The sequence below is a fragment of the Ruegeria discodermiae genome, assembly GCF_030758345.1.
Taxonomy (GTDB): Bacteria; Pseudomonadota; Alphaproteobacteria; order Rhodobacterales; family Rhodobacteraceae; genus Ruegeria_C.
In genome coordinates this window covers 236060-255963 of sequence record NZ_JAVAMO010000006.1, presented here as the reverse complement: position 1 = coordinate 255963, position 19904 = coordinate 236060, and the positions used below count along the sequence as shown (strand labels likewise).

The following is a 19904-nucleotide window of genomic DNA, read 5'->3' as shown; positions in this document are numbered from 1 at the left end:
GGGTTTCTTGTTTGCCTCGCGGGCAATCTCGATATCGGATTTGTAGCTCATGTGCGGCGACCCCTGTTGGACTGCGATGCATGCCGACGCATACGCTGACGGCTCTGCGCCACTCCTAACGCCGCGTCGCTTTGGGAAAGAGAGAAATTCCGACACTTTCTTGTCGCGAAGCGGCGTTGCCGAAAATGAGCTGTTTCAAATCGGAAACTGCGGGGTTCTATCAGGGCTTCAGGGGGTCCAGCCCCGCTGATCGGGTTGGAAATGCACCAGCCGGTCGCCAAGCGCCAGCCCGCCGGAGCGTTCGACCCAGGCGGTCACACCGCGCCGATCTTTTGCTGCCGGTTTGAAATCAGCGCCATGACCTGGCGCCTCTGCTTCGATCTCTTTGCCGGGCAGGGTGCAGGGGCGATTCTCCATATCTACGGTCAACACCACCCCCGATGGTCCCTGCAACCGCGACGATGGCGGGATATGGGTGAAATCGGGAATACCCCGGATCACCAGATTGGCCCCCAGCAGCGCCGGATCGAGCTGAGCCAGACCCATGGTTTGCGCGATGGTCTCAAGCTCTTCCTGAGACAGGATGCTCAATTGCCGGACATTCCGGATTTCGGTGCCTTCCGGATACAGGTTGCGCACCCGCGAGCAGGACGCCCGGGTCGCGCCGCCATGGCGTTCGCCCGGCAGTCCTGCAAGTCCGAGATTGAGGTGATCGGTGGATTGCGCTCGCAGTGATCCCCCCGCCGCAACATGGCCCAGCCAGACCACCTCGCCCGCATAACCACTTTCCTTCAGAACCGGCATGCCGAATCCCCGCTTTTTGTGCAAATGCGGTTTCAGTTTGAAGGGTTACAGGTGTTTGGCAACAAAAAGCGCGCCTCAAGGGGCCGTGTTAAACTCCGAACGGCCACGCGCCCAAAGGCAGATTGCAAGAATGGCCAGCAGGACGAAGCCCAGTTCCATCCATTCTTCGGCAATGCCCAAGCCGCTATCGAGCCTATCACTCAGTTCAATGCCCAGCGGTGCCAATTTGCGGCCCGCACCGTCAATTGTCTTGGACAACACAGCCAGTACGAAGCTGCCGCCCGCGGCCAACGCCCAGGCCGATCCACGACGCAGCGTGCGCCACCAATCCCCGAAGTTCTCGCGTACCATGCGGATCACGACGCTGAGGATCAATGCGATCACCAGTAACCCGATCAGCTTTTCACCAAGCGGCGCATCGCCGGTGTAAAGACGCGCTTTCAGGATACCTTCGCTGAGATAGGCCTTGTCCATGTCCAGCTCGCGCGCAGCAAAAAGCAAAAACAGCAGGACAAAATGCCAGCCGCGCCCCAGCGCGGTGCCCGGTGCCACCCAGATCAGCAACAGCGCCGCGTAGCCCCAGAGCAAAGCCGAGGCGGTTTCCACCGATCCCCCTTCACTGGTCACGCTCTTGGGATCAGGCGAAAGCCCGGCGCCGAAAATCAGGAAGGCAGCGATGATCAGACAGGCAATCCAGAAAGGTAATAAGGAACCACCACCCCGGACCGGCAGGGAAATGGTGCTGTGATCGTTCAATGTCGCCATTGCGCGGCGTCCTTCCGGATTGGGTGGGTCTACAAAGTCGTCACAATTTAGGGATGGCCCATGCGGCGCGCAATGGCGCGCGCGCAGGAAGTTCACCACGGTAACGAAAATGCGACGCAGCGTCAGCCGCGTCGCGCGCTCTTCAACCGGCCCATATGGGTCAGGTTGTGGGTTCCGGCTCCATTCCGCCCTCGGGTGGCGTGGATTTCGGTTTGGTTTTCGGGATCGCGGTCACGCTGGGCGCGCTGCCCTGATCCGGCGTGTCACCTTCGTCATCCTCAGAGGTGGGCGGATCGCCGCGCATCACCCGCTCGATCTCTTCGCCGGTCAGGGTTTCGTATTCCAGCAGACCTTCGGCCAGACGTTCCCATTCCTCGGACTTCTCGGTGAGGATCTGATACGCCTGCTCATAGCCTTCCTGAATCAGGCGTTTGACCTCTTCCTCGATCAACTCCTTCGTATGGGCCGAAACCGAGAAACCCGCAGTATTGCCGCTATAACCCTCATGCGCCTCGGCATAGTCGATATTGCCAACCTTGTCGGACATGCCCCAGCGCATCACCATCGCGCGCGCCAATTGGCTGGCCTGCTGGATGTCACCAGCCGGACCGTTCGAGACATTGTCCTCGCCGTATTTGATGATCTCAGCTGCTTTACCGGCCATGGTCATGGCGAGTTTCTGCTGACATTCCGAGCGGTGCCAGTTCAACCGATCGATCTCAGGCAGTGACACAACCATGCCAAGCGCGCCGCCGCGCGGAATGATGGTCGCCTTGTAAACCGGGTCGCATTCCGGCAAGGCGAGGCCAACCACGGCATGTCCGGCCTCGTGATAGGCGGTCTTTTCCTTCTGGTCTTGGGTCAGCACCATCGAGCGGCGCTCGGCCCCCATCATCACCTTGTCCTTGGCGTTCTCAAAGTCTTCCATGGTGACAAAGCGGCGACCCACACGCGCCGCCATCAGCGCCGCCTCGTTCACGAGGTTCGCCAGATCAGCACCCGAGAAGCCCGGCGTCCCGCGCGCGATGATGCGCAGGTCCACATCGGGGCCCAGAGGAGTCTTGCGCGCATGCACGCCCAGAATTTTCTCACGGCCTTTGATATCGGGGTTCCCGACGGTCACGTTACGGTCGAACCGGCCCGGACGCAGCAGGGCGGGGTCCAGCACGTCTTTACGGTTGGTGGCCGCCAGAATGATTACACCTTCATTGGCCTCGAACCCGTCCATCTCGACCAGTAACTGGTTGAGGGTTTGTTCGCGTTCGTCGTTACCTCCGCCGTAACCGGCGCCACGATGGCGACCCACGGCGTCGATCTCGTCGATGAACACGATGCAGGGCGCGTTTTTCTTGGCCTGTTCAAACATGTCGCGGACACGGCTTGCACCCACGCCGACGAACATCTCAACAAAATCCGAACCGGAAATGGTGAAGAAGGGCACGCCCGCCTCACCCGCAATCGCACGGGCCAGCAGCGTCTTACCGGTGCCCGGAGGGCCAACCAACAGCGCGCCTTTCGGAATCTTGCCACCGAGACGACTGAATTTCTGCGGATTGCGCAGGAATTCCACGATCTCTTCCAACTCTTCCTTGGCTTCATCGATGCCCGCAACGTCATCAAAGGTCACGCGCCCATGCTTTTCGGTCAGCATCTTGGCCTTGGACTTGCCAAATCCCATGGCGCCACCTTTGCCGCCGCCTTGCATCCGGTTCATAAAGTAGACCCAAACGCCGATCAGCAACAGGAAGGGCAAGAGCGTGATCAGGAAGGACTGGAACGTCGATTGCTGCTGCTTTTCGGCGCGAACAGGGATGTTCTTGTCGATCAGAAGCTTCGTGACCTCGGCATCGCCCGGCTTGATCGTGACGTAGTCTTTGTTGTCATTGGTGCGGTAGCGAATCTGTTCGCCGTCCAGCGTCACCCGAGTCACCTCGCCGTCATCAACGGCAGAAACGAACTCTGAATAGGTCCGTTCCTGGCTCTGAAGCGTGCCGCCAGACCCGCTAAACAGGTTGAAAAGCGCAAGAATCAGCAGGAACAGTACGACCCAGAAGGCGATGTTGCGTGCGTTGCCCAAGGAATGTCTCCTAAACTATCGGCCGTAAACCAGGGATCGGCCGGCTAGGCTACTAAAATAGAGATGATTGGGGCAGGTTCAATGCGATAAAAACGCGTCGAACAAAGCTTCTTCATCCAGTATCAAGCTGAGAGCCCAGCCATTGTCGAACCCCGCCAGAGGGGCCGAAACCAGACTATCATCAATCCAGACCGATGGCGAGGCGATCAGCGCCGCATGGGGGCGTCCGGTGTTGCGCCAATCATGGCATTGCGCCAGCCCGGCCTCGCCCAGCGGACGGATCACCGCCTGCGTGGCATCATCGGGGCCGAACAACCGCCAGCGCCGGTCCCAGACCTGATCCGCGGGGCAAGTCACGCTTTCAACGGCGCTGAATTCGCGGCAGATGCGGATGCTGCCCTTTTGCACCAACAGGCGGCACCCTGACAGGACCGCGCCCTGCCCGGCTGATATCGCGCCGATTGCCTCGTCAGTGGCAGCGCGGCGCGGCGGGTATTCTTCGCCGCTTACCCAGCAGACAGCGCCGATCAGCAGACGGCGTCTGATTTCCTCGGGCAACCCAGTGAGCAGTTCGGCATCGATAAGAACATCGCCCCTATCGGTTTCAAGCGCGATCTGTGCGGTGAAATGGGCGTACCGTTCCAGTGCCTCGCGCGCGCGCGTCATATTGCGGGCCACATCGGTGAGCACCTCGCTGGTGATACCCAGCGGGGCCAGCACCTCCAGCGCCTGACGCGCTTTGATGCGCTCAAAACGAGAGTCGTCATTGGAGGGGTCTTCGCTCCAGGCCAGTTCCCGACTGCGCAGATAGCAGCGCAGATCCTCGCGGCTGACCCCCAGCAAGGGGCGCAGCAGCGTCACACCGCCCAAATCGCGCGTGGCAGGCATACCGGCCAGACCCGACACGCCCGAAGACCGCGCCAAACGCATCAGGACCGTCTCTGCCTGATCGTCTGCGGTGTGGCCGGTCAGCAGGACAGGAGTGTCCCGTGCCTGCGCCCATTCCGTCAACAGGCGGTAGCGCGCGCGGCGAGCCTGATCCTGCAGATTGCCCTGCCCGTCCCAGCCTTGCCAGGTCAGAACACTGTGTTCGATGCCAAGCGATGCGGCCAAATCTGCAACCTGCGCGGCCTCCTCCGCCGCTTCCGGGCGTAACCCGTGATCGACGGTCGCTGCCAGAACGGTGCAATCGGTTTCCGCAAGCGCCCGGCTGGCCATGTGCAACAAAGCCACGGAATCGCCGCCACCCGACACCGCAACACCGATCCGCGCAGGCAAAGGTTTAGGCAGCCATGCAAGCAGGGCGCCCAGAAGACCGTCGTTGAAGTGTTTCAAGTGCAACCCAAAGCTGACATTTCGCTATTGGCTGCCGATACCGCATTTGCGCTTGGGAAGCGAGTCACAACCTCGCCAAGTGTCACACAAGCCTGACTATTTTGCCCCAACCTGCCCAAAGATGCGCCGAGGTTGTATAGCGCATCAGCGGCAGTGGGACCGGTCGAGTCATTGGTGAAACTCGCCAAATAGGCGCGCGCCGCTTCCCGTGTGTCGCCCAGACCATCCAGCGCGCGGCCCCGGTTCAGATGCGCCTGCGCCGCAAGCGGGCTGCCGGGATAGCTGGTGTCAAACACCGCAAAGAGCTCTGCCGCGCGGGCATAGTCCTGGGCGTCAAGCGCCTTGGTGGCGGCGTCGAAATCCGCCTGCTCGCCCACCGCCAATTCGGTGCCGCCGGCTCCCGGTTCCGCCGGGGCCGGATCGGGCGTGGCGACCAGCGGCGTGGTCACGTCACCGCCCAGCGTCGGGGTGTCGGGCAAGGTGGCGATGTCACATCCGCTTTCCAGTTCACAAAGCCGGAATTGCAGATCGCCGATGCGGTTGGTGCCGTCCTTGACGATCCCGTCGACCCGCTGGTTGAGTTGCTCGGTCAGGCGCGTGAGACGCTGCAATTCGGCCTCGATCGCATCGACCCTCTCCAGCACGGTCGAGCCGGAAGTCTGTGTTTGCGGCGCACCGGTGGTGGAAAACTCGCGCTTGAGGCGCTGGATCTCAACATTCAACACCGTCAGTTCCTGACGGATATCCGCCAGGGTCTGCTGATCCTGCGCCAGCGCGCTTCCGCCCACCAACATCGTCGCCGCAAAGGCAATCACGCCAAACCGCATCTTGTTATCCCGTCACATTGGCAACCAGTACCGTGACCGCACGCCGGTTCTTGGCATAGCAGGCTTCCTGGCTACAGATCTCGATCGGGCGCTCCTTGCCATAGCTCACCGTGGTGATCCGGTTGCCCGCAACCCCGCGCGAGATCAGGAATTCGCGCGCCGCATTTGCACGCCGTGCGCCCAGCGCAAGGTTATATTCCCGCGTGCCCTGCTCATCCGCATGGCCTTCGATCCGGGCGGCATAATCGGTGTTCTGCAACAGCCAATCAGCTTGCGCCTGAAGGGTTGTCTTGGCGGCATCGGTCAACGTCGATTCATTGACCGGGAACAGGACCCGGTCGCCCACGGCCTGCTGGAAATAGGCTGGCGAACGCGGATCGCTGGGCGATCCGGGCACGACGCTGCCATTGGCGCCCGCGCCCCCGGCACCACCGCCCGCCGCAAATGGAGAGTTGTTGGTACAGGCCGCAACGGCCAGCACGAGGCCCAATGCGGCCAGTTTGCTCGATACTTTCATTCCCTCAGCCTCACTTTGTTTTTTGTTGTTCATCTTTTATCACAGCCGCCCCCGCATGTGAACGCGCGGGGTATCACTTCTGCAAGGGCGACCAGGCCGGGTCACTGGCCCCGTCCGGGGTCCGCACCGGCCGTAGGTTGCGCCCAGTGATATCGACGGAATAAAGCGTCGCGCGCCCCTCCGCGCCCGGAGATTCACGGGTGAACATGATCACCCGCCCGTTCGGCGCCCATGTCGGTCCCTCATCCAGGAACGAGGCGGTCAGCAGGCGTTCCTCGCTGCCATCGGTGCGCATCACTCCGATATGGAACCGGCCCTGGCTCTGCTTGGTGAAGGCGATCAGATCGCCGCGCGGTGACCAGACCGGCGTGCCATAGCGCCCCTTGCCGGAACTGATCTTGCGCGGCTCGCCCCCATTTGCGGGCATGATGTAGAGTTGCGGCGTGCCCGACCGGTCGCTTTCAAACACGATCTGGCTGCCGTTGGGTGAGTAGCTGGGTGCGGTTTCGATTGAGGGCGCGTTGGTCAATTGGCGGCTTTGGCCGCTATTGATATCCATCAGGTAGAGGTCGGTATTTCCCCCGCGCGCCAGCGAATAAAGAACATTGCGCCCATCCGGCGAGAAGCGCGGCGCAAAGCTCATGGTGCCTTCCTGCGTCGGCAGCACGTTGCGCTGCACCGCCCCTACATCCAGCACATAGATGCGCGGCGTGCCGCTTTCATAGCTGGTGTAAAGCACCCGGTCGCCTGCGGGCGAAAAGCGTGGGGCCAGCACGATCGACGAACTGTCGGTCAGGTACTGCACATTCGCGCCATCGTAATCCATGATCGCCAGCCGCTTGCGGCGTTCGTTCTTGGGGCCGCTTTCGGACACAAAAACCACCCGGCTGTCGAAATACCCACCCTCGCCAGTGATCCGGCTATAGACCTGATCGGCCACCTTATGTGCCATCCGCCGCCAGCCATCGGTCGTGCCGGTGAATTGCAGACCGTTGCCCAGTTCCGTGTCCGAGAACACATCCCAGATGCGGAACCGGACGGTCAGCGTGTTGCCCGAAACGCTGACCCCGCCGGTCACCAGCGCCTGGGCGTTGATGGCCTTCCAGTCAGCAAATTGCACTGGCGCGTCAAAGCTGGACACCTGGCTGATATAAGCGTTTGCCGGAATCTCGCGGAACAGCCCGGTGCCGGTCAGGTCCGCTGCCACGACGCGGGCGATCTGGGTGGCATATTGCGCCGCCGCTGGCGTGTCGGGTACGAAATCCGGGGCCGCGAAGGGCAGCGGTTCGATCACGCCCTCGGTGATCTCGATGCGGAGCGGTGTGTTCTGCGCCGCCGCCGGGGCGGCCATCAGGGCGGCCCCCAGGAATATGCTGGTCAGAAATCTCATCATTTGATCCGCATCCTCTCGGGATTGAATGTCATCTCGATATCACGCCAATGGCTGAATTTCTCGGCCGGCAGGTTGAAGCCGCGCGCGCCACAGCGGATGATCGCGCGGCGCGCGGCCTCAAAGGCTTGTCTGGCCGCAGCCTGCGATCCGCCGGAGCTATCCAGCATCCGGATCGAGCCGTTGTTTGGCGTTCCGTCCTGATTCATCGTCACGGCCACCGTCACGGTAGTGCCCAGCGCATCGGTCGACAGCGAGCCCACGTTCCAGCAATTGGATACCGCGACGCGCAGCGACTCTTTCTCGCCGCTGGTCAGCGGCGGGCCGGTCGGCGCGGGGGCGGCGGGTTCTGGCGTGGTTTCTTCGCCCTCCGACAGTGCCTCGGCCAGCGCGTCGTTCACGGCCGCCTCGCGGCTTGGGTCTTCCTGCGGTTCGGGCTCTGCCGGTTCGGCCACCTTAACCGGTTGGCGCAGGTTTTGAGGCCGTGCACGCGGGCGTGGTGAGCGTTGCGGGGCAATCTCGGCGGACTCCTCGGCTTCGGTCACGATCCGGTCTGTCGCCTCCTCCTGCGCGGTGGCTTCCTGTTCCTCGCGCGGCTCGTCTGCACCCTCCTCGGCCACCACAGGAGGTGTGTCCAGCTCATCCGGCGTGGCATCGGGCGGCGGCGGGGCTACCGGCTGCGGCGCGACCCGGTCGGCTTGACGCGAGGGCGCGGCCTCGCCCGGCGGGGCGGGCAGCACGGCAACCTCGGGCTCGGGCGTTTCCAGCGTGGGCGTCTCTTCGATCACTTCGGGTTCAGGTGTTTCGATCACGGCCTCTGGCGTTGGTTCCGGCTCGGGTTCGGGAACGACTTCAGGCGGAGTTTGCTCCGGCTCAGGCGTTTCCGGCTCGGGAAGAGTGGCCAGTTCCTCTTCCGCCTCGGGTGTCTGGGGCACTTCGGTCTGAGTGGTGATTTCAGGGGCCTCGTTGGGGGCGGTCATGGCGGCAAACTGCTCGCCGCTTATGATCGACACCTCCTGCACCTCAAACGGCAAGGGTTCCGAGCGGAAGGCACCCCCAAAGAGCGCCACGCCGATAAGCGCGACATGTGCCACTGCCGAGATCTTGGTACCGGTGTCCAAACCGCTGCCTCACTCTCCGCTCTCGTCCAATGTTGGCCCGCCGGTATCGGTCACAAGCCCCACATTCGAAAATCCCCCGGCATTCAGCGCCCCCATCACCTGCATCACCTGCTCATAGGCGATGGAGCCATCGGCGCGCAGGAAGACCTGGTCGCTGCTGCGTTCTGCCGCAATGGCACGCAGGCGCGAGATCAACTCGGCGCGCGGCACATCCGTGGTCTGGATCTGCACCGCCCCCTCGGCAGTGATCGTCACGGTCAGCGGCTCTTCACTATCCGAGGGCAACGCGCTGGCCGCCGTCTTTGGCAGTTCCACCGGGACGCCGACCGTCAGCAAGGGCGCGGCCACCATGAAGATGATCAGCAGCACCAGCATCACGTCCACAAAAGGCGTGACGTTGATCTCGGACATCGGCTGTGCGCGGCCACCACGCCGACGCCCGCGACGGCGGCCATTGCCACCCCCGCTGCTTTGCTGAACCGACGCGCCCATGGCTCAGCTGTCCAACTGGCGCGACAGGATGGTGGCGAACTCGTCGGCAAAGGCCTCATAGCCGCCAACGATCCGGTCGCTATCCGCGCTCAGCTTGTTGTAGAATATCACAGCAGGGATCGCCGCCAGCAGCCCCAGACCGGTGGCCAGCAGCGCCTCGGCAATGCCCGGCGCGACAACGGCGAGGTTGGTGTTCTGCTGTTCGGCAATCTCGATAAAGGCATTCATGATGCCCCAGACCGTGCCGAACAACCCGATGAAAGGCGCGGTGGAGCCCACCGTGGCCAAAATCGACAGGCCCTTTTGCAGCCCTTCGGCCTCTTTTGCGATGGCCACATCCATTGATCGGTCAATCCGTGCCTGCGCCCCTGCAATCATGCCGCCATCATTGCGATGCGAGCGCCGCCATTCGATCATACCGGCGGCGAATATCTTCTCCGAACTGCCATCCGGTTGTGGCCCGATCTTTTCGAACAGCCCGTCCAGCGGTTCGCCAGACCAGAAGGACCGGTCGAACGCACCCGCCTCGCGGCGCGCCATACGATAGGTGATGAGCTTCTGAAAGATGATCGACCACGACCAGAACGAGGCGACGATCAGCATCAGCATGACCAGTTTGACGGTAAAGGTGGCACGGGCAAACAGCCCCCACAGCGAGAAATCAATCTCCTGCGCCAGAACCAGCGTTTCTGTTTCCATGGACCTGCTCTTTTTGCCTGCTTGCCGGTTTTTCGGCCTTTGTTTTGCCGAACGCTAACGCAGATTGGGCCTGATTGCCAACAGAACCAGCCCTGAGCGCAGTATTGTTACAGCAATGCGCGAATCTCTGCCGGAAGGCGCACGGGTTTTCCGTCCGCATTCATGCAGACGGCCGTGACCGTGGCGCGGAAAATCTCGGTCTCGCCGCGCTTGACCAGTTGCGACATGGTCAGGCGCACGCCGGACAGCTTGGTCATCTCGGTTTCGACGACCAGTTCCTCATCGAAACGGGCGGCGGCCAGATACTCCGCCTCGATCTTGCGCACGACCCAGACGATGCCCGCTTCGCGCATAGCGTTCTGATCATTGCCCAGATTGCGCACCCAGTCCGACCGCGCACGCTCGATATAGCGCAGGTAGTTGGCGTGATAGACGATCCCGCCCATGTCTGTGTCTTCGTAATAGACGCGGATCGGGAAGGTATGGGTCACTGCGGCGGCTCCATCCGGGCAAAGAGCCTGAGCGCATGGGCGGCGTCCTGCGCCGAACCCGGCAGGACCGGATCATAGGCAGCACGGATCAGGCTGGCGATTTCGGGCCGCAGGATCGTGGTATCTGCGGCAATGGCCAGAGGCGATTGCGTGCGAAAGGCGGTATCGGACCAAAGCAGCACCGTCTGCACCACCTGGCTCAGCACCAGCGTTTCGGCGGGTATTTTCGACAATTCTTCGTCCATCCGCAAAAAGACAAAGGCCGCACGGATCGCCCCATCCTCTTCGAAGCGGAAGATCCGGTACTGGTTGGCATCCGCACTTTGCAACCGCTCCACCAGCGGCGCCAGATCGGGCACCAGACGGTCCAGATCGGGCACCTCCAGCAATTCCGCCCAGTCGCGGAAGAAAAACACCATGCAATTTGCGCCAAGCTCGGGATCGGTCTCGGCCATCTTGTGCTCCGCCAGCGTCACCACCGCCTCGAACGCGCCTTTGACCACCGAAAGCGTCTGGTCCTCGACCCCGAATACTATCGGCACGATGGGCCTGCCCCAGCGGGCGAATGCGAAATCACCACTGCTGCGGGTAAAAAGCGCTTCGATCTCGTCAGGTGTCACGCCCGGCCCCTTCTGATTGCGGAACTATTGCCGCCGGTGGCATAGAATGTCCCAGGCCAGGCTTCAACCAAAGAGATCGCTTTGCCGTTTGGGCATGGGCAGGCCCAGATGCGCCCAGGCTTTCTGCGCCAGCATGCGCCCGCGCGGAGTGCGCTGGATCAGGCCTTGCTGCAGCAAGTAGGGTTCGATCACTTCTTCCAGCGAATCCCGACTTTCGCTGAGCGCCGCTGACAGCGTCTCGATGCCGACGGGACCGCCAGCGTAGTTTTCCGCGATCAGCTTCAGATAGCGCCGGTCGGCCCCATCGAGGCCCAGATTATCGACGCCGAGCCGGGTCAGCGAGCTGTCGGCCAATTCGCGGGTGATCCGGCCATCGCCTTCGACCACCGCGAAATCCACCACCCGGCGCAGCAGGCGGCCCGCGATCCGAGGCGTGCCGCGCGAGCGCCGCGCGATCTCGCGCGCACCAGCATCATCGGCAGGCGCGCCCAGTTTGCGGGCGTTGCGGGTGACGATCTCATGCAACTCATCGACGGTGTAGAATTGCAGCCGCGTGGGAATGCCGAAGCGGTCGCGCAGCGGCGTGGTCAGCAACCCCATCCGCGTTGTGGCCCCCACCAGCGTGAAGGGCTGCAACTCGATCCGCACGGTGCGCGCGGCGGGGCCTTCGCCGATTACCAGATCAAGCTCGAAATCCTCCATCGCGGGGTAGAGCACCTCTTCCACCGCCGGGTTCAGGCGGTGGATCTCGTCGATGAACAGCACATCGCGCGCTTCCAGATTGGTGAGGATCGCCGCGAGATCACCCGCCTTGGCCAGAACCGGGCCGGAGGTCATGCGAAAACTGACGCCCAGCTCACGCGCCATGATCTGCGCCAGCGTGGTTTTGCCCAGGCCCGGTGGGCCGTGAAACAGGGTGTGATCCATCGCCTCGCCGCGTTGGCGGGCCGACTGGATGAAGACGCGCAGATTGGCACGCGCCTCGGCCTGACCGATGAACTCGCTCAGGCCCTGTGGGCGCAGAGCGCGATCATTGTCTTCGGGCAAGGGCTCCGGGCGGATTGTAGGGTCGGCATCGATCATCGCTTAGCCTTTCGGTGCCAGAAGCTGCAACGCCGCCCGGATCAGGTCCGAGGTTCCGGCCTCGGGGCTGGCGCCCGCCGCTTCGGCCACAGCTGCTGCTGCGTCGCCCGGACCATAGCCCAGATTGGCCAGCGCCGAGAGCGCATCTGCCTGCGCCGTGGCGTCGCGCCTGGGCGGTTTTGCCCGTGTCGGTTTGACAACGGGTTCCGTCGGCTCCACGACCTCCAACGCCGGACCGTCCGTCGCCTCGGCAATGGTGCCGCCCATCGCCATGACGCCCGGTGCCTTGTCCTTCAGATCCAGCACCACGCGCTGCGCCGTTTTGGGGCCAACGCCTTTGGCCGCTTTGACCGAGGCCCAATCGCCCAGCGCAACCGCCCTGCTGACGCCATCGGGGCCCAGCGTGCCCAAGATCGCGAGCGAAACCTTGGCCCCCACCCCCTGTACCGAACACAGAAGCCGGTGCCATTCCTTCTCGACCAGCGAAGGGAACCCATAAAGCTGCATCAGGTCTTCGCGCACGACCATATCCGTATAGAGCGAGACCGCCTCGCCCACGCCGGGCAGCGCGGCCAGAGTCCGCTCGGAGCAATAGACGATATAGCCGACCCCGCGCACGTCGATCAGGATGTGATCGGGGGCGCGGTAATCCAGCCGTCCAGTGAGCTTGCCAATCATGTCCCCACCTCGCGCAGCTGCAGCGCCGGTCTGCCGCCGTAATGGGCATGACACATGGCGATCGCCAGCGCATCTGCGGCATCCGGCCCGGCGGGTTCGCATCCCGGCAATTGCAGCTTGACCATATAAAGGATCTGCTCCTTTTCGGCATGCCCTGCCCCGACCACCGTCTTCTTCACCCGGTTCGGCGCGTATTCCCCGATCGACAGCCCCGCCTGCGCCAGTGACAGCAACGCAACGCCGCGGGCCTGTCCCAGTTTCAGCGTCCCGGCCCCGTCCTTGTTCACGAAGGTCTGCTCGATGGCGGCATGATCCGGGGCGTAACGCGCGATCACGTCCACCAGTTGCTCATGCAGGGACAGCAGCCGCGCGCCCAGATCGTCGCCCGAGGATTTGCACAAGCCGTTTGCGATATGGCTCAACCGGCTGCCATGCGATTCGATGACGCCCCAGCCCATGGTTCTCAACCCCGGATCAATGCCCAATATCCGCATGTTTTGTCCCGGCCCGCCCTGCTCTTATGACTTTTTTGACGCAGTAGCACGAAACGCGAACATTTTCCAAGCGAATTGGACCGCGAAACAAAAACGACCTCGCCTATTCCGCCCACGACACCCGGCCTGAAAACGACCCGCCCAAGAGCCTAAAACGACGCGTTTCTGAAGCGGAATTCACGAATGTTACAGATAGATTTCAATGCGTTAGAGATATGCGCTTTTTGCATATGACACATGCAAAAATGCCTCTTGTGGCAAAAAATTGGGCACCCTAGATGCGCTTTACGACGCAACTGTAACACGCACAAAAGGATCAGGATATGGCTGCACTGGACACCACCCGCACCACCTTTGGCTCGTTCGGCCTTGTTGGCCGTATCGGGGCAACTTTCAACGCTTGGGTAAGCGCAATCGTCGAATGGAATGACGCCCGCATCACCCGCAACACCCTGTCGGGTCTGAGCGACCGCGAGCTGGACGATATCGGTATGTGCCGCGGCGACATCGACGATGTTGCCCTGAGCGGACGCGGCTACTGAGCAAACGCATCCCCTCTCCCCGGTTGGGATGGACACGGAAAACGCCGCGTGATGCTGATCACGCGGCGTTTTTTGTTCAGATCCGGATCAGTGATCAGCGCAGGACCGGACCGATCTGATTGGCGATCAACTGGCTGACCGGGTCGACCTGCATCACGAAGGCCCCGGCGATTTCAACGCCGGTTCCATTCCATAGCCGATCAAGGCGCTCTTCATAAGTCGCCGTCCCGAGATTGGCGAGGATGAACCCCTTGAACAGAAAAAACGCCCCGATAAACAGGAACAGGCTGCGCGGCGAAATCGCCAGCCGCATGCGCCGAGGTTTCACAACAACCAGACCGTCCGGGCGCATACGCGCCGTATAGCCGCGCGCCATCGCCTGATGCTTCTTGTTCAGGCGTGCAACGCGCCTATCAAAATCCATGTGGCAATCGACCATCGAAGCCTCCATCCTTCTTCCCCCACGAAAGTGATGATCAGGCTACGGCTCAATTATGACGAAACAAGGGCAAATCGCTCAAATGCCTTATAAACCTGGATAAACTATGGCTTTTTCTGGACAAGCAGCGTTGTCCATTCACCAATCTCGTCCCCGTGCACCAGATTGGTTCCGTTCCGGGAATAAACCTGCACCACGTCAGCGGCCTGTTCGTTGAGAATCCCCGACAGAATCGCGTAGCCTCCGGGGCGCAAATGGGCCGAGATTTCCGGCGCAAGCGCAATCAGCGGGCCTTTCAGGATATTGGCGAAAATCAGGTCATAAGGCGCATTGGTGGTCAGTTCGGCATGGTCGAACCCGGCAGCCTCGACGCAGCGAACCGTGCCTTCCATGCCGTTGGCGCTCAGGTTGGCCTCGGCCACATCAACCGCAACCTGATCGATATCGCTGGCCAGGATCGTGCCCTCCCAGACCCGCGCCGCCGCCATCGCCAGCACGGCAGTGCCGCAACCGATATCTGCGACCTTACCGGCCTCGAACCCCTCACCGATCAGCCCGTCAAGCGCCCTGAGACAGCCCAGCGTGGTGCCGTGATGGCCGGTGCCGAAAGCCATTGCCGCTTCGATCAGCAACGGGATCGCGTCGGCAGGCACCTTATCGGCATCATGCGAGCCGTAGACAAAGAAGCGACCCGCCTCCACTGGAGCCAGCTCGCGGCGCACATGGGCCACCCAGTCGGTTTCGGGCAGTTCCGAGACGACAAAGGGTTTGGCCCCGAACGCCGTCGCCAGCAAGGCCAGCCCAGCCTCGTCCGGCGTTTCGATGAAATAGCCGCCGACCTCCCACAGGCCAGAGCCATCCTCGACCTCGAAAACACCGACACCGGTGGGTTCGGGCTGCAAACGCTCCAGTGCCTCGCCCAGCGCATCGGCGGCGGATTTCCCTTCCAGGGTGGTCAGGGCAGTGAATGTGGGCATGGGGCTCTCCTGATCTGCGCCCCAGCGCCTAGGCCCGCGCAGGCCTAAGGTCAAGCGGTCTTGGGCAGCCTCACTCGGCGGCGGCGGGCATCGGGCGCGAGAACACGGTTTCATGCCCCGGCTCGGGATTGCGCGGGATCAGCAGCGACAGCAGCAGCGACACCATCGCCATCATCGCAGCCAGCACAAAGACCGCGCCCGGCGACACCACCCAGAGCAGCCCCAGAAGCGCGGGCAGGAACACCGCCGCGATATGGTTGATGGTGAAGGCCACGGCGGCGGTGGGCGCGATATCGGCCGGATCGGCGATCTTCTGGAAGTAAGTCTTGAGCGCGAAGGCCAGCGCAAAGAGGATATGGTCGATCACGTAAAGCGTCGCCGCCAGCACCACCCCCCAGCCGAACCAGTAGATCCCGCCATAGGCGGCAAACACGATGGCCAGCCCGGCATATTCGAAGATCAGCGTGCGGCGCTCACCGAACCGGGCGACGGCACGGCCCAGCAAGGGCGCGACGCTCATGTTGATCAGCAGGTTGATCAGGTAGAGGCCGGTCAGTTCATGGACGTCGAAACCAAACCGTTCGACCATCATGAAACCGGCAAATACGATGAAAATCTGCCGCCGCGCGCCGGCCATGAACTGCAACGCGTAATAAAGCCAATAGCGACGGCGCAGAACGATCTTTTTGGTCTGCGGTGTAGGCGCGTCGAATTGCGGATAGGCCAGCATCGCGAAAATTGCCAGCACTGCGGTTGCCCCGCCGGTCAGCATAAAGACCAGATCATAGGACAGGTCGAACCTCTCCCAGGTCAGCACGATCAACCCGTAAACCACCAGCGTTGAGGCAGATCCGGCGGCCACCAGCCAGCCCAGTATCTGCGGCGCGCGGTCCTTGGGCAACCATTGCAGCTGCAGCGATTGGTTGACGGTTTCGTAATAGTGAAAACCGATCGAACTGATGAGCGTGACAAAAAGCAACCCGCCCAGTGACGGGAACCAGGCGGTTACCGCCGTAGCGACCCCTAGCATGATCAGCGAGATCATCGCCAGCACCTGCTCGCGAACAAAGATGATGACCGCGATCACGCCAACGGCCAGAAACCCCGGAATCTCGCGCACAGTATGGAGCAGGCCGATATCCGCGCCGTCGAAATTGGCCACCTCGATGACAAAGTTGTTCAGCAGCGCGCTCCAGCCGTTGAAGGCAATCGGCATGGTCAGCGCCATCAGGAACAACAGTGCAACAGGGCGCCGCCAGAAAGGCTGATCACGTGCTTGGTCAAGGGGCAAGGGTCTGAACATAAGGCGTCCTTACGCCCATAATGCGGATTTGGCGAGATACAAGATCGCTGCGCGCATAGCCTCTGCGCTGATGCACATCCCCGAGGACCTGGTCCTGATCCGTGTCAAGAGCAGCGCTCACTAGCTATCGAGCGATCACACGATGCGATACCAGTTCAATTCCAACTTGCCTCAGCGCCAGATTCGCGTTTCCATCCCAGTCAGTTAGGTTAGGAAATTAGTGATATGAAAGAAGACGTCTTTTCCTCTGACATAAACAAGTACGGCTTCTTCTGGAAAGAAAAATACCTTTCCCGAATGAATAACCGCGCGAAGCGGATATTCTCGTTTGATCACGACGCCCTGAAAGGGGGCCAGGTATTGGATCTGGGCGCACGATTTGGGTTCTGGTCCTGGGCCGCGCAGCAATTGGGTGCTGCTGAAACTTTGGGAATCGAAGGGCGTCAGGAAAGCGCGGCGCGGGGTGGCAAGCTTTTGGCGGGAAAGAACCACCGCTACATCATCGGCAACGCCTTTGATGTCATGCCGCAGCTAATTGCCGAGAAACAGTCTTTCGACGTCATTCTGAACCTGGGCTTTTTCTATCACATCTACGATCACTACGGGATGCTGAAGCTGATGGATGCGCTCTCGCCCAAGGTGATCGTGATCGACAGCGAGATTGATGATCTGGACGAGCCTGTCATCAGGGTACGCAAGGAAAAGACCTGGGAGCCGAACAACGCCATCGCAGAGGTCGAAGGCCAACAGTTTTCTGCGGTCGGAACCCCGAGCCGGGGTGCGATAGAATCCATAGCCGATTGCTTTGATTACAACGTGAAATGGTGCGATTGGTCGGATGTTGGCGCGGCACCGGGCTGTGATGACTATCGCGCGCGACGCAGGTTCACCTGCCTACTGACAAAAACCGATCCTTAACGGCCGTCATCGACACGGTGGATAGCGGGGCGGCGGTCAGTAAAAGCTCTGCGGGTCGATATCGACGCTCAGGCGCAGGTCACCCTTCAGGCGCAACGGCGCGATCCAGCGGGATATCGCCTCCTGCAAAGCGGCACCCTTCGGTGCCTTGACCAGCAGCCGAACGCGGTGCCGCCCCCGGATGCGGGCGATCGGCGCCGGGGCCGGGCCAAAGACCTGAGCGCCGATCTGGCGCAGGACCATGTCGTTGCGGGCCAGGATGTTGCCGGTGTCAAAGACCTGCCCGGCATCGCTGCCCGACAGGATGATCCCGGCCATGCGCCCGAAAGGCGGCACGCCCGCCGCCTGCCGCTCCGCGGCTTCGGCTTTCCAGAACCCGGCCTCATCGCCGGACAGGATCGCGCGGATCACCGGATGTTCGGGCTGGAAACTCTGCAAGAGCGCGGTTCCGGGCCGCTCTGCGCGCCCGGCCCGCCCGGCCACCTGCCGCATCAGCTGAAAGGTCCTCTCAGCCGCACGCAGATCCGAGCCCTGTAAACCCAGATCAGCGTCGATGACGCCCACCAGTGTCAGGTTGGGGAAATTGTGCCCCTTGGCGACCAGTTGCGTGCCGATGACAATATCCGCGTCCCCTTCGGCGATCTCTTCGATCTTGGCCTTCAAGGCACGGGCCGAGCCGAACATGTCCGAGCTCAGCACCGCGATCTTGGCCTCCGGGAAAGCGGCTTCGGCCTCTTCGGCCAACCGCTCGATACCGGGGCCGACCGGGGCCAGTCGGCCTTCGGCCCCGCAGGACGGGCAGGTTTCGGGGATTGGCTTGGTCTCGCCGCATTGGTGGCACATCAGCCGTTTCAGGAACCGATGTTCAACCATGCGCGCGTCGCAGTGATCGCAACCGATCTGCTGGCCGCAGGCCCGGCAGAGCGTCACCGGCGCATAGCCGCGCCGGTTGATGAACAGAAGCGACTGCTCGCCCTTCTCCAACCGGTCCGTCACCGCGCGCCGCAGGCTGGGGGATATCCAGCTTGCCGCTGGCATCTGCTCGGCGCGCATGTCGATAGCGCGCATTTCGGGCAGCACGGCGGCCCCGAAGCGCGCGGTCAGTTCCAGCCGGTCATATTTGCCCGCTTCGGCATTGGCCCAGCTTTCCAGCGAGGGTGTGGCACTGGCCAGCACCACCCGCGCCCCGCAGATCGCCGCCCGCAGCACCGCCATATCGCGGGCGTTGTAGAGCACGCCATCTTCCTGCTTGTAGGAGGTGTCGTGTTCCTCATCGACAATGATCAGCCCAAGGTTCTGGAACGGCAGGAACAGGGTAGAGCGCGCGCCAACCACAAGCTGCGCATCGCCCTGCCCGACCATCCGCCAGATGCGGCGGCGTTCCGTCATGGTCGCACCCGAGTGCCATTCGGCAGGGCGCGCGCCGAACCGCGCCTCAACCCGGGTCAGGAATTCGGCGGTCAGCGCGATCTCGGGCAGCAGGACAAGCGCTTGGCGGCCCATGCGCAGCGTTTCGGCCACCGCCTCCAGATAGACCTCGGTCTTGCCCGAGCCGGTCACGCCTTTCAGCAGCGTGGTCCCGTAGCGCTCGGACCGGATGGCGGCGCGTAACGCGTCGGCCCCGGCCTGTTGATCCTCGGTCAGGGATTTGCCGGGCAGATCGGGGTCGAGATGAGGAAAAGGCAGATCGCGGGGGCTGTCCTCTTCGCGCACCGCGCCCAGCTTGGCGAGCCCTTTGACCACCGAGGAAGTCACGCCCGCCATCTCGGCCAGTTCCTTGAGTGTGAAAGCCAGCCCGCCATAGTCCCGCAACACCTCCAGCACCCGTGTCCGCGCCTCGGTCATGCGGTCGGGGGTCTTATCGCCCAGCCGGTAGATCTTGCGCATCGAGGGCGGATCGCCCAGACCGGGCGCGCGGGTGGCAAGGCGCAGCATCGCAGACATCGGCGTCAGTGTGTAATCGGCGGCGCGGGTCAGAAAGCCCTGCATCTCGGCCCGCATCGGCGCTACGTCCAGCACCCGGATCACCGAGCGGATTTTTGAGCGATCATAATCACCGCGCCCCGGCCCCCAGACCACCCCCAAAACCTTGCGCGGCCCCAGCGGCACCTCGACAAACGCGCCCCGAAAACACCCGCCTTCGGGGGCCTTGTAATCCAGTAGCCGGTCCAGCGGCTGCGCGGTCAGGACCGCCACCAGAGCACCTTCGTCGAAAAAGCCGGGATCGTCCAAGAAGAGGCCTCTTTCGGGCAGAAATCATGTTTGCGCTAACGAAACCTCTGATTCAGGGGGTTTCCGCACGGGTCTCTATGAGGTAAAGCCAAGCCGATCC

21 protein-coding genes are annotated in these 19904 nt (G+C 62.3%); 2 read left to right on the top strand and 19 right to left on the bottom strand.

What is annotated here, in order from left to right; translation table 11 throughout:
- Nucleotides 1-228: 228 nt before the first annotated feature.
- From Q5Y75_RS15910 to ruvC, 15 genes are all read right to left on the bottom strand, one after another.
- On the bottom strand, nt 229-804 hold the full coding sequence (locus Q5Y75_RS15910; RefSeq protein WP_306199210.1) for an MOSC domain-containing protein: 576 nt from the start codon (nt 802-804) through the stop codon (nt 229-231).
- Nucleotides 805-879: 75 nt separating this feature from the next.
- On the bottom strand, nt 880-1569 hold the full coding sequence (locus Q5Y75_RS15905; protein ID WP_306199208.1) for a hypothetical protein: 690 nt from the start codon (nt 1567-1569) through the stop codon (nt 880-882).
- A 160-nt stretch (nt 1570-1729) separates the two neighbouring features.
- On the bottom strand, nt 1730-3646 hold the full coding sequence (gene ftsH / locus Q5Y75_RS15900) for an ATP-dependent zinc metalloprotease FtsH (RefSeq protein WP_306199206.1): 1917 nt from the start codon (nt 3644-3646) through the stop codon (nt 1730-1732).
- A 78-nt stretch (nt 3647-3724) separates the two neighbouring features.
- The gene (gene tilS / locus Q5Y75_RS15895) at nt 3725-4981 is read right to left on the bottom strand and encodes a tRNA lysidine(34) synthetase TilS (protein ID WP_306199204.1); all 1257 of its coding nucleotides are present in this window, start codon (nt 4979-4981) and stop codon (nt 3725-3727) included.
- On the bottom strand, nt 4978-5808 hold the full coding sequence (gene ybgF / locus Q5Y75_RS15890; protein WP_306199202.1) for a tol-pal system protein YbgF: 831 nt from the start codon (nt 5806-5808) through the stop codon (nt 4978-4980). The genes tilS and ybgF overlap by 4 nt, the downstream gene beginning before the upstream one ends.
- Before the next feature lie 4 nt (nt 5809-5812).
- A complete protein-coding gene (pal, locus tag Q5Y75_RS15885) occupies nt 5813-6325 on the bottom strand; it encodes a peptidoglycan-associated lipoprotein Pal (RefSeq protein WP_306199200.1) in 513 nt (170 codons plus the stop codon).
- Between the two features lie 73 nt (nt 6326-6398).
- The gene (gene tolB, locus Q5Y75_RS15880) at nt 6399-7718 is read right to left on the bottom strand and encodes a Tol-Pal system beta propeller repeat protein TolB (protein ID WP_306199198.1); all 1320 of its coding nucleotides are present in this window, start codon (nt 7716-7718) and stop codon (nt 6399-6401) included.
- Entirely contained in the window at nt 7715-8836 is a 1122-nt protein-coding gene (gene tolA, locus Q5Y75_RS15875) for a cell envelope integrity protein TolA (RefSeq protein WP_306199196.1), read from the bottom strand. Before tolA ends, tolB begins: the two co-directional genes overlap by 4 nt.
- A gap of 9 nt (nt 8837-8845) precedes the next feature.
- Complete coding sequence (gene tolR / locus Q5Y75_RS15870; RefSeq protein WP_306199194.1) at nt 8846-9328, bottom strand: protein TolR; 483 nt, start codon at nt 9326-9328, stop codon at nt 8846-8848.
- A gap of 3 nt (nt 9329-9331) precedes the next feature.
- Nucleotides 9332-10027: a protein TolQ gene (gene tolQ / locus Q5Y75_RS15865; RefSeq protein ID WP_306199192.1), complete on the bottom strand. Its 696-nt coding sequence runs from the start codon at nt 10025-10027 to the stop codon at nt 9332-9334.
- 107 nt (nt 10028-10134) lie between these two features.
- Entirely contained in the window at nt 10135-10518 is a 384-nt protein-coding gene (ybgC, locus tag Q5Y75_RS15860) for a tol-pal system-associated acyl-CoA thioesterase (RefSeq protein WP_306199190.1), read from the bottom strand.
- Nucleotides 10515-11138, bottom strand: a complete 624-nt coding sequence (locus tag Q5Y75_RS15855) for a hypothetical protein (RefSeq protein WP_306199188.1) — start codon at nt 11136-11138, stop codon at nt 10515-10517. The genes ybgC and Q5Y75_RS15855 overlap by 4 nt, the downstream gene beginning before the upstream one ends.
- A gap of 63 nt (nt 11139-11201) precedes the next feature.
- On the bottom strand, nt 11202-12221 hold the full coding sequence (gene ruvB / locus Q5Y75_RS15850; protein ID WP_306199186.1) for a Holliday junction branch migration DNA helicase RuvB: 1020 nt from the start codon (nt 12219-12221) through the stop codon (nt 11202-11204).
- A gap of 3 nt (nt 12222-12224) precedes the next feature.
- Nucleotides 12225-12899 carry a Holliday junction branch migration protein RuvA gene (gene ruvA, locus Q5Y75_RS15845; protein ID WP_306199184.1) on the bottom strand — a complete coding sequence of 225 codons (675 nt, stop codon included), beginning with the start codon at nt 12897-12899 and terminating at the stop codon, nt 12225-12227.
- Entirely contained in the window at nt 12896-13393 is a 498-nt protein-coding gene (ruvC, locus tag Q5Y75_RS15840; protein WP_306199182.1) for a crossover junction endodeoxyribonuclease RuvC, read from the bottom strand. The genes ruvA and ruvC overlap by 4 nt, the downstream gene beginning before the upstream one ends.
- Before the next feature lie 323 nt (nt 13394-13716).
- Here ruvC and Q5Y75_RS15835 point away from each other — a divergent pair, with 323 nt between their 5' ends.
- Nucleotides 13717-13935, top strand: a complete 219-nt coding sequence (locus Q5Y75_RS15835) for a DUF1127 domain-containing protein (protein WP_306199180.1) — start codon at nt 13717-13719, stop codon at nt 13933-13935.
- A 94-nt stretch (nt 13936-14029) separates the two neighbouring features.
- Here the strand turns inward: Q5Y75_RS15835 and Q5Y75_RS15830 are convergent, their stop codons facing one another.
- From Q5Y75_RS15830 to Q5Y75_RS15820, 3 genes are all read right to left on the bottom strand, one after another.
- Nucleotides 14030-14374, bottom strand: coding sequence for a hypothetical protein (locus Q5Y75_RS15830; RefSeq protein WP_306199178.1), 345 nt, complete (start codon nt 14372-14374; stop codon nt 14030-14032).
- Nucleotides 14375-14478: 104 nt separating this feature from the next.
- A complete protein-coding gene (locus Q5Y75_RS15825) occupies nt 14479-15351 on the bottom strand; it encodes a 50S ribosomal protein L11 methyltransferase (RefSeq protein ID WP_306199176.1) in 873 nt (290 codons plus the stop codon).
- A gap of 70 nt (nt 15352-15421) precedes the next feature.
- A complete protein-coding gene (locus Q5Y75_RS15820) occupies nt 15422-16654 on the bottom strand; it encodes an MFS transporter (protein ID WP_306199174.1) in 1233 nt (410 codons plus the stop codon).
- A 225-nt stretch (nt 16655-16879) separates the two neighbouring features.
- Here Q5Y75_RS15820 and Q5Y75_RS15815 point away from each other — a divergent pair, with 225 nt between their 5' ends.
- Entirely contained in the window at nt 16880-17572 is a 693-nt protein-coding gene (locus Q5Y75_RS15815; protein ID WP_306199171.1) for a class I SAM-dependent methyltransferase, read from the top strand.
- A gap of 36 nt (nt 17573-17608) precedes the next feature.
- Here the strand turns inward: Q5Y75_RS15815 and Q5Y75_RS15810 are convergent, their stop codons facing one another.
- On the bottom strand, nt 17609-19804 hold the full coding sequence (locus tag Q5Y75_RS15810) for a primosomal protein N' (RefSeq protein WP_306199169.1): 2196 nt from the start codon (nt 19802-19804) through the stop codon (nt 17609-17611).
- Nucleotides 19805-19904 lie beyond the last annotated feature (100 nt).

Coding starts and splice junctions, on each gene's coding strand:
- Q5Y75_RS15910 (WP_306199210.1), bottom strand. CDS start 804: ATGCCGGTTCTGAAGGAAAGTGGTTATGCGGGCGAGGTGGTCTGGCTG.
- Q5Y75_RS15905 (WP_306199208.1), bottom strand. CDS start 1,569: ATGGCGACATTGAACGATCACAGCACCATTTCCCTGCCGGTCCGGGGT.
- ybgF (WP_306199202.1), bottom strand. CDS start 5,808: ATGCGGTTTGGCGTGATTGCCTTTGCGGCGACGATGTTGGTGGGCGGA.
- pal (WP_306199200.1), bottom strand. CDS start 6,325: ATGAAAGTATCGAGCAAACTGGCCGCATTGGGCCTCGTGCTGGCCGTT.
- tolB (WP_306199198.1), bottom strand. CDS start 7,718: ATGATGAGATTTCTGACCAGCATATTCCTGGGGGCCGCCCTGATGGCC.
- tolR (WP_306199194.1), bottom strand. CDS start 9,328: ATGGGCGCGTCGGTTCAGCAAAGCAGCGGGGGTGGCAATGGCCGCCGT.
- tolQ (WP_306199192.1), bottom strand. CDS start 10,027: ATGGAAACAGAAACGCTGGTTCTGGCGCAGGAGATTGATTTCTCGCTG.
- ruvB (WP_306199186.1), bottom strand. CDS start 12,221: ATGATCGATGCCGACCCTACAATCCGCCCGGAGCCCTTGCCCGAAGAC.
- ruvA (WP_306199184.1), bottom strand. CDS start 12,899: ATGATTGGCAAGCTCACTGGACGGCTGGATTACCGCGCCCCCGATCAC.
- ruvC (WP_306199182.1), bottom strand. CDS start 13,393: ATGCGGATATTGGGCATTGATCCGGGGTTGAGAACCATGGGCTGGGGC.
- Q5Y75_RS15835 (WP_306199180.1), top strand. CDS start 13,717: ATGGCTGCACTGGACACCACCCGCACCACCTTTGGCTCGTTCGGCCTT.
- Q5Y75_RS15830 (WP_306199178.1), bottom strand. CDS start 14,374: ATGGTCGATTGCCACATGGATTTTGATAGGCGCGTTGCACGCCTGAAC.
- Q5Y75_RS15825 (WP_306199176.1), bottom strand. CDS start 15,351: ATGCCCACATTCACTGCCCTGACCACCCTGGAAGGGAAATCCGCCGCC.
- Q5Y75_RS15820 (WP_306199174.1), bottom strand. CDS start 16,654: ATGTTCAGACCCTTGCCCCTTGACCAAGCACGTGATCAGCCTTTCTGG.
- Q5Y75_RS15815 (WP_306199171.1), top strand. CDS start 16,880: ATGAAAGAAGACGTCTTTTCCTCTGACATAAACAAGTACGGCTTCTTC.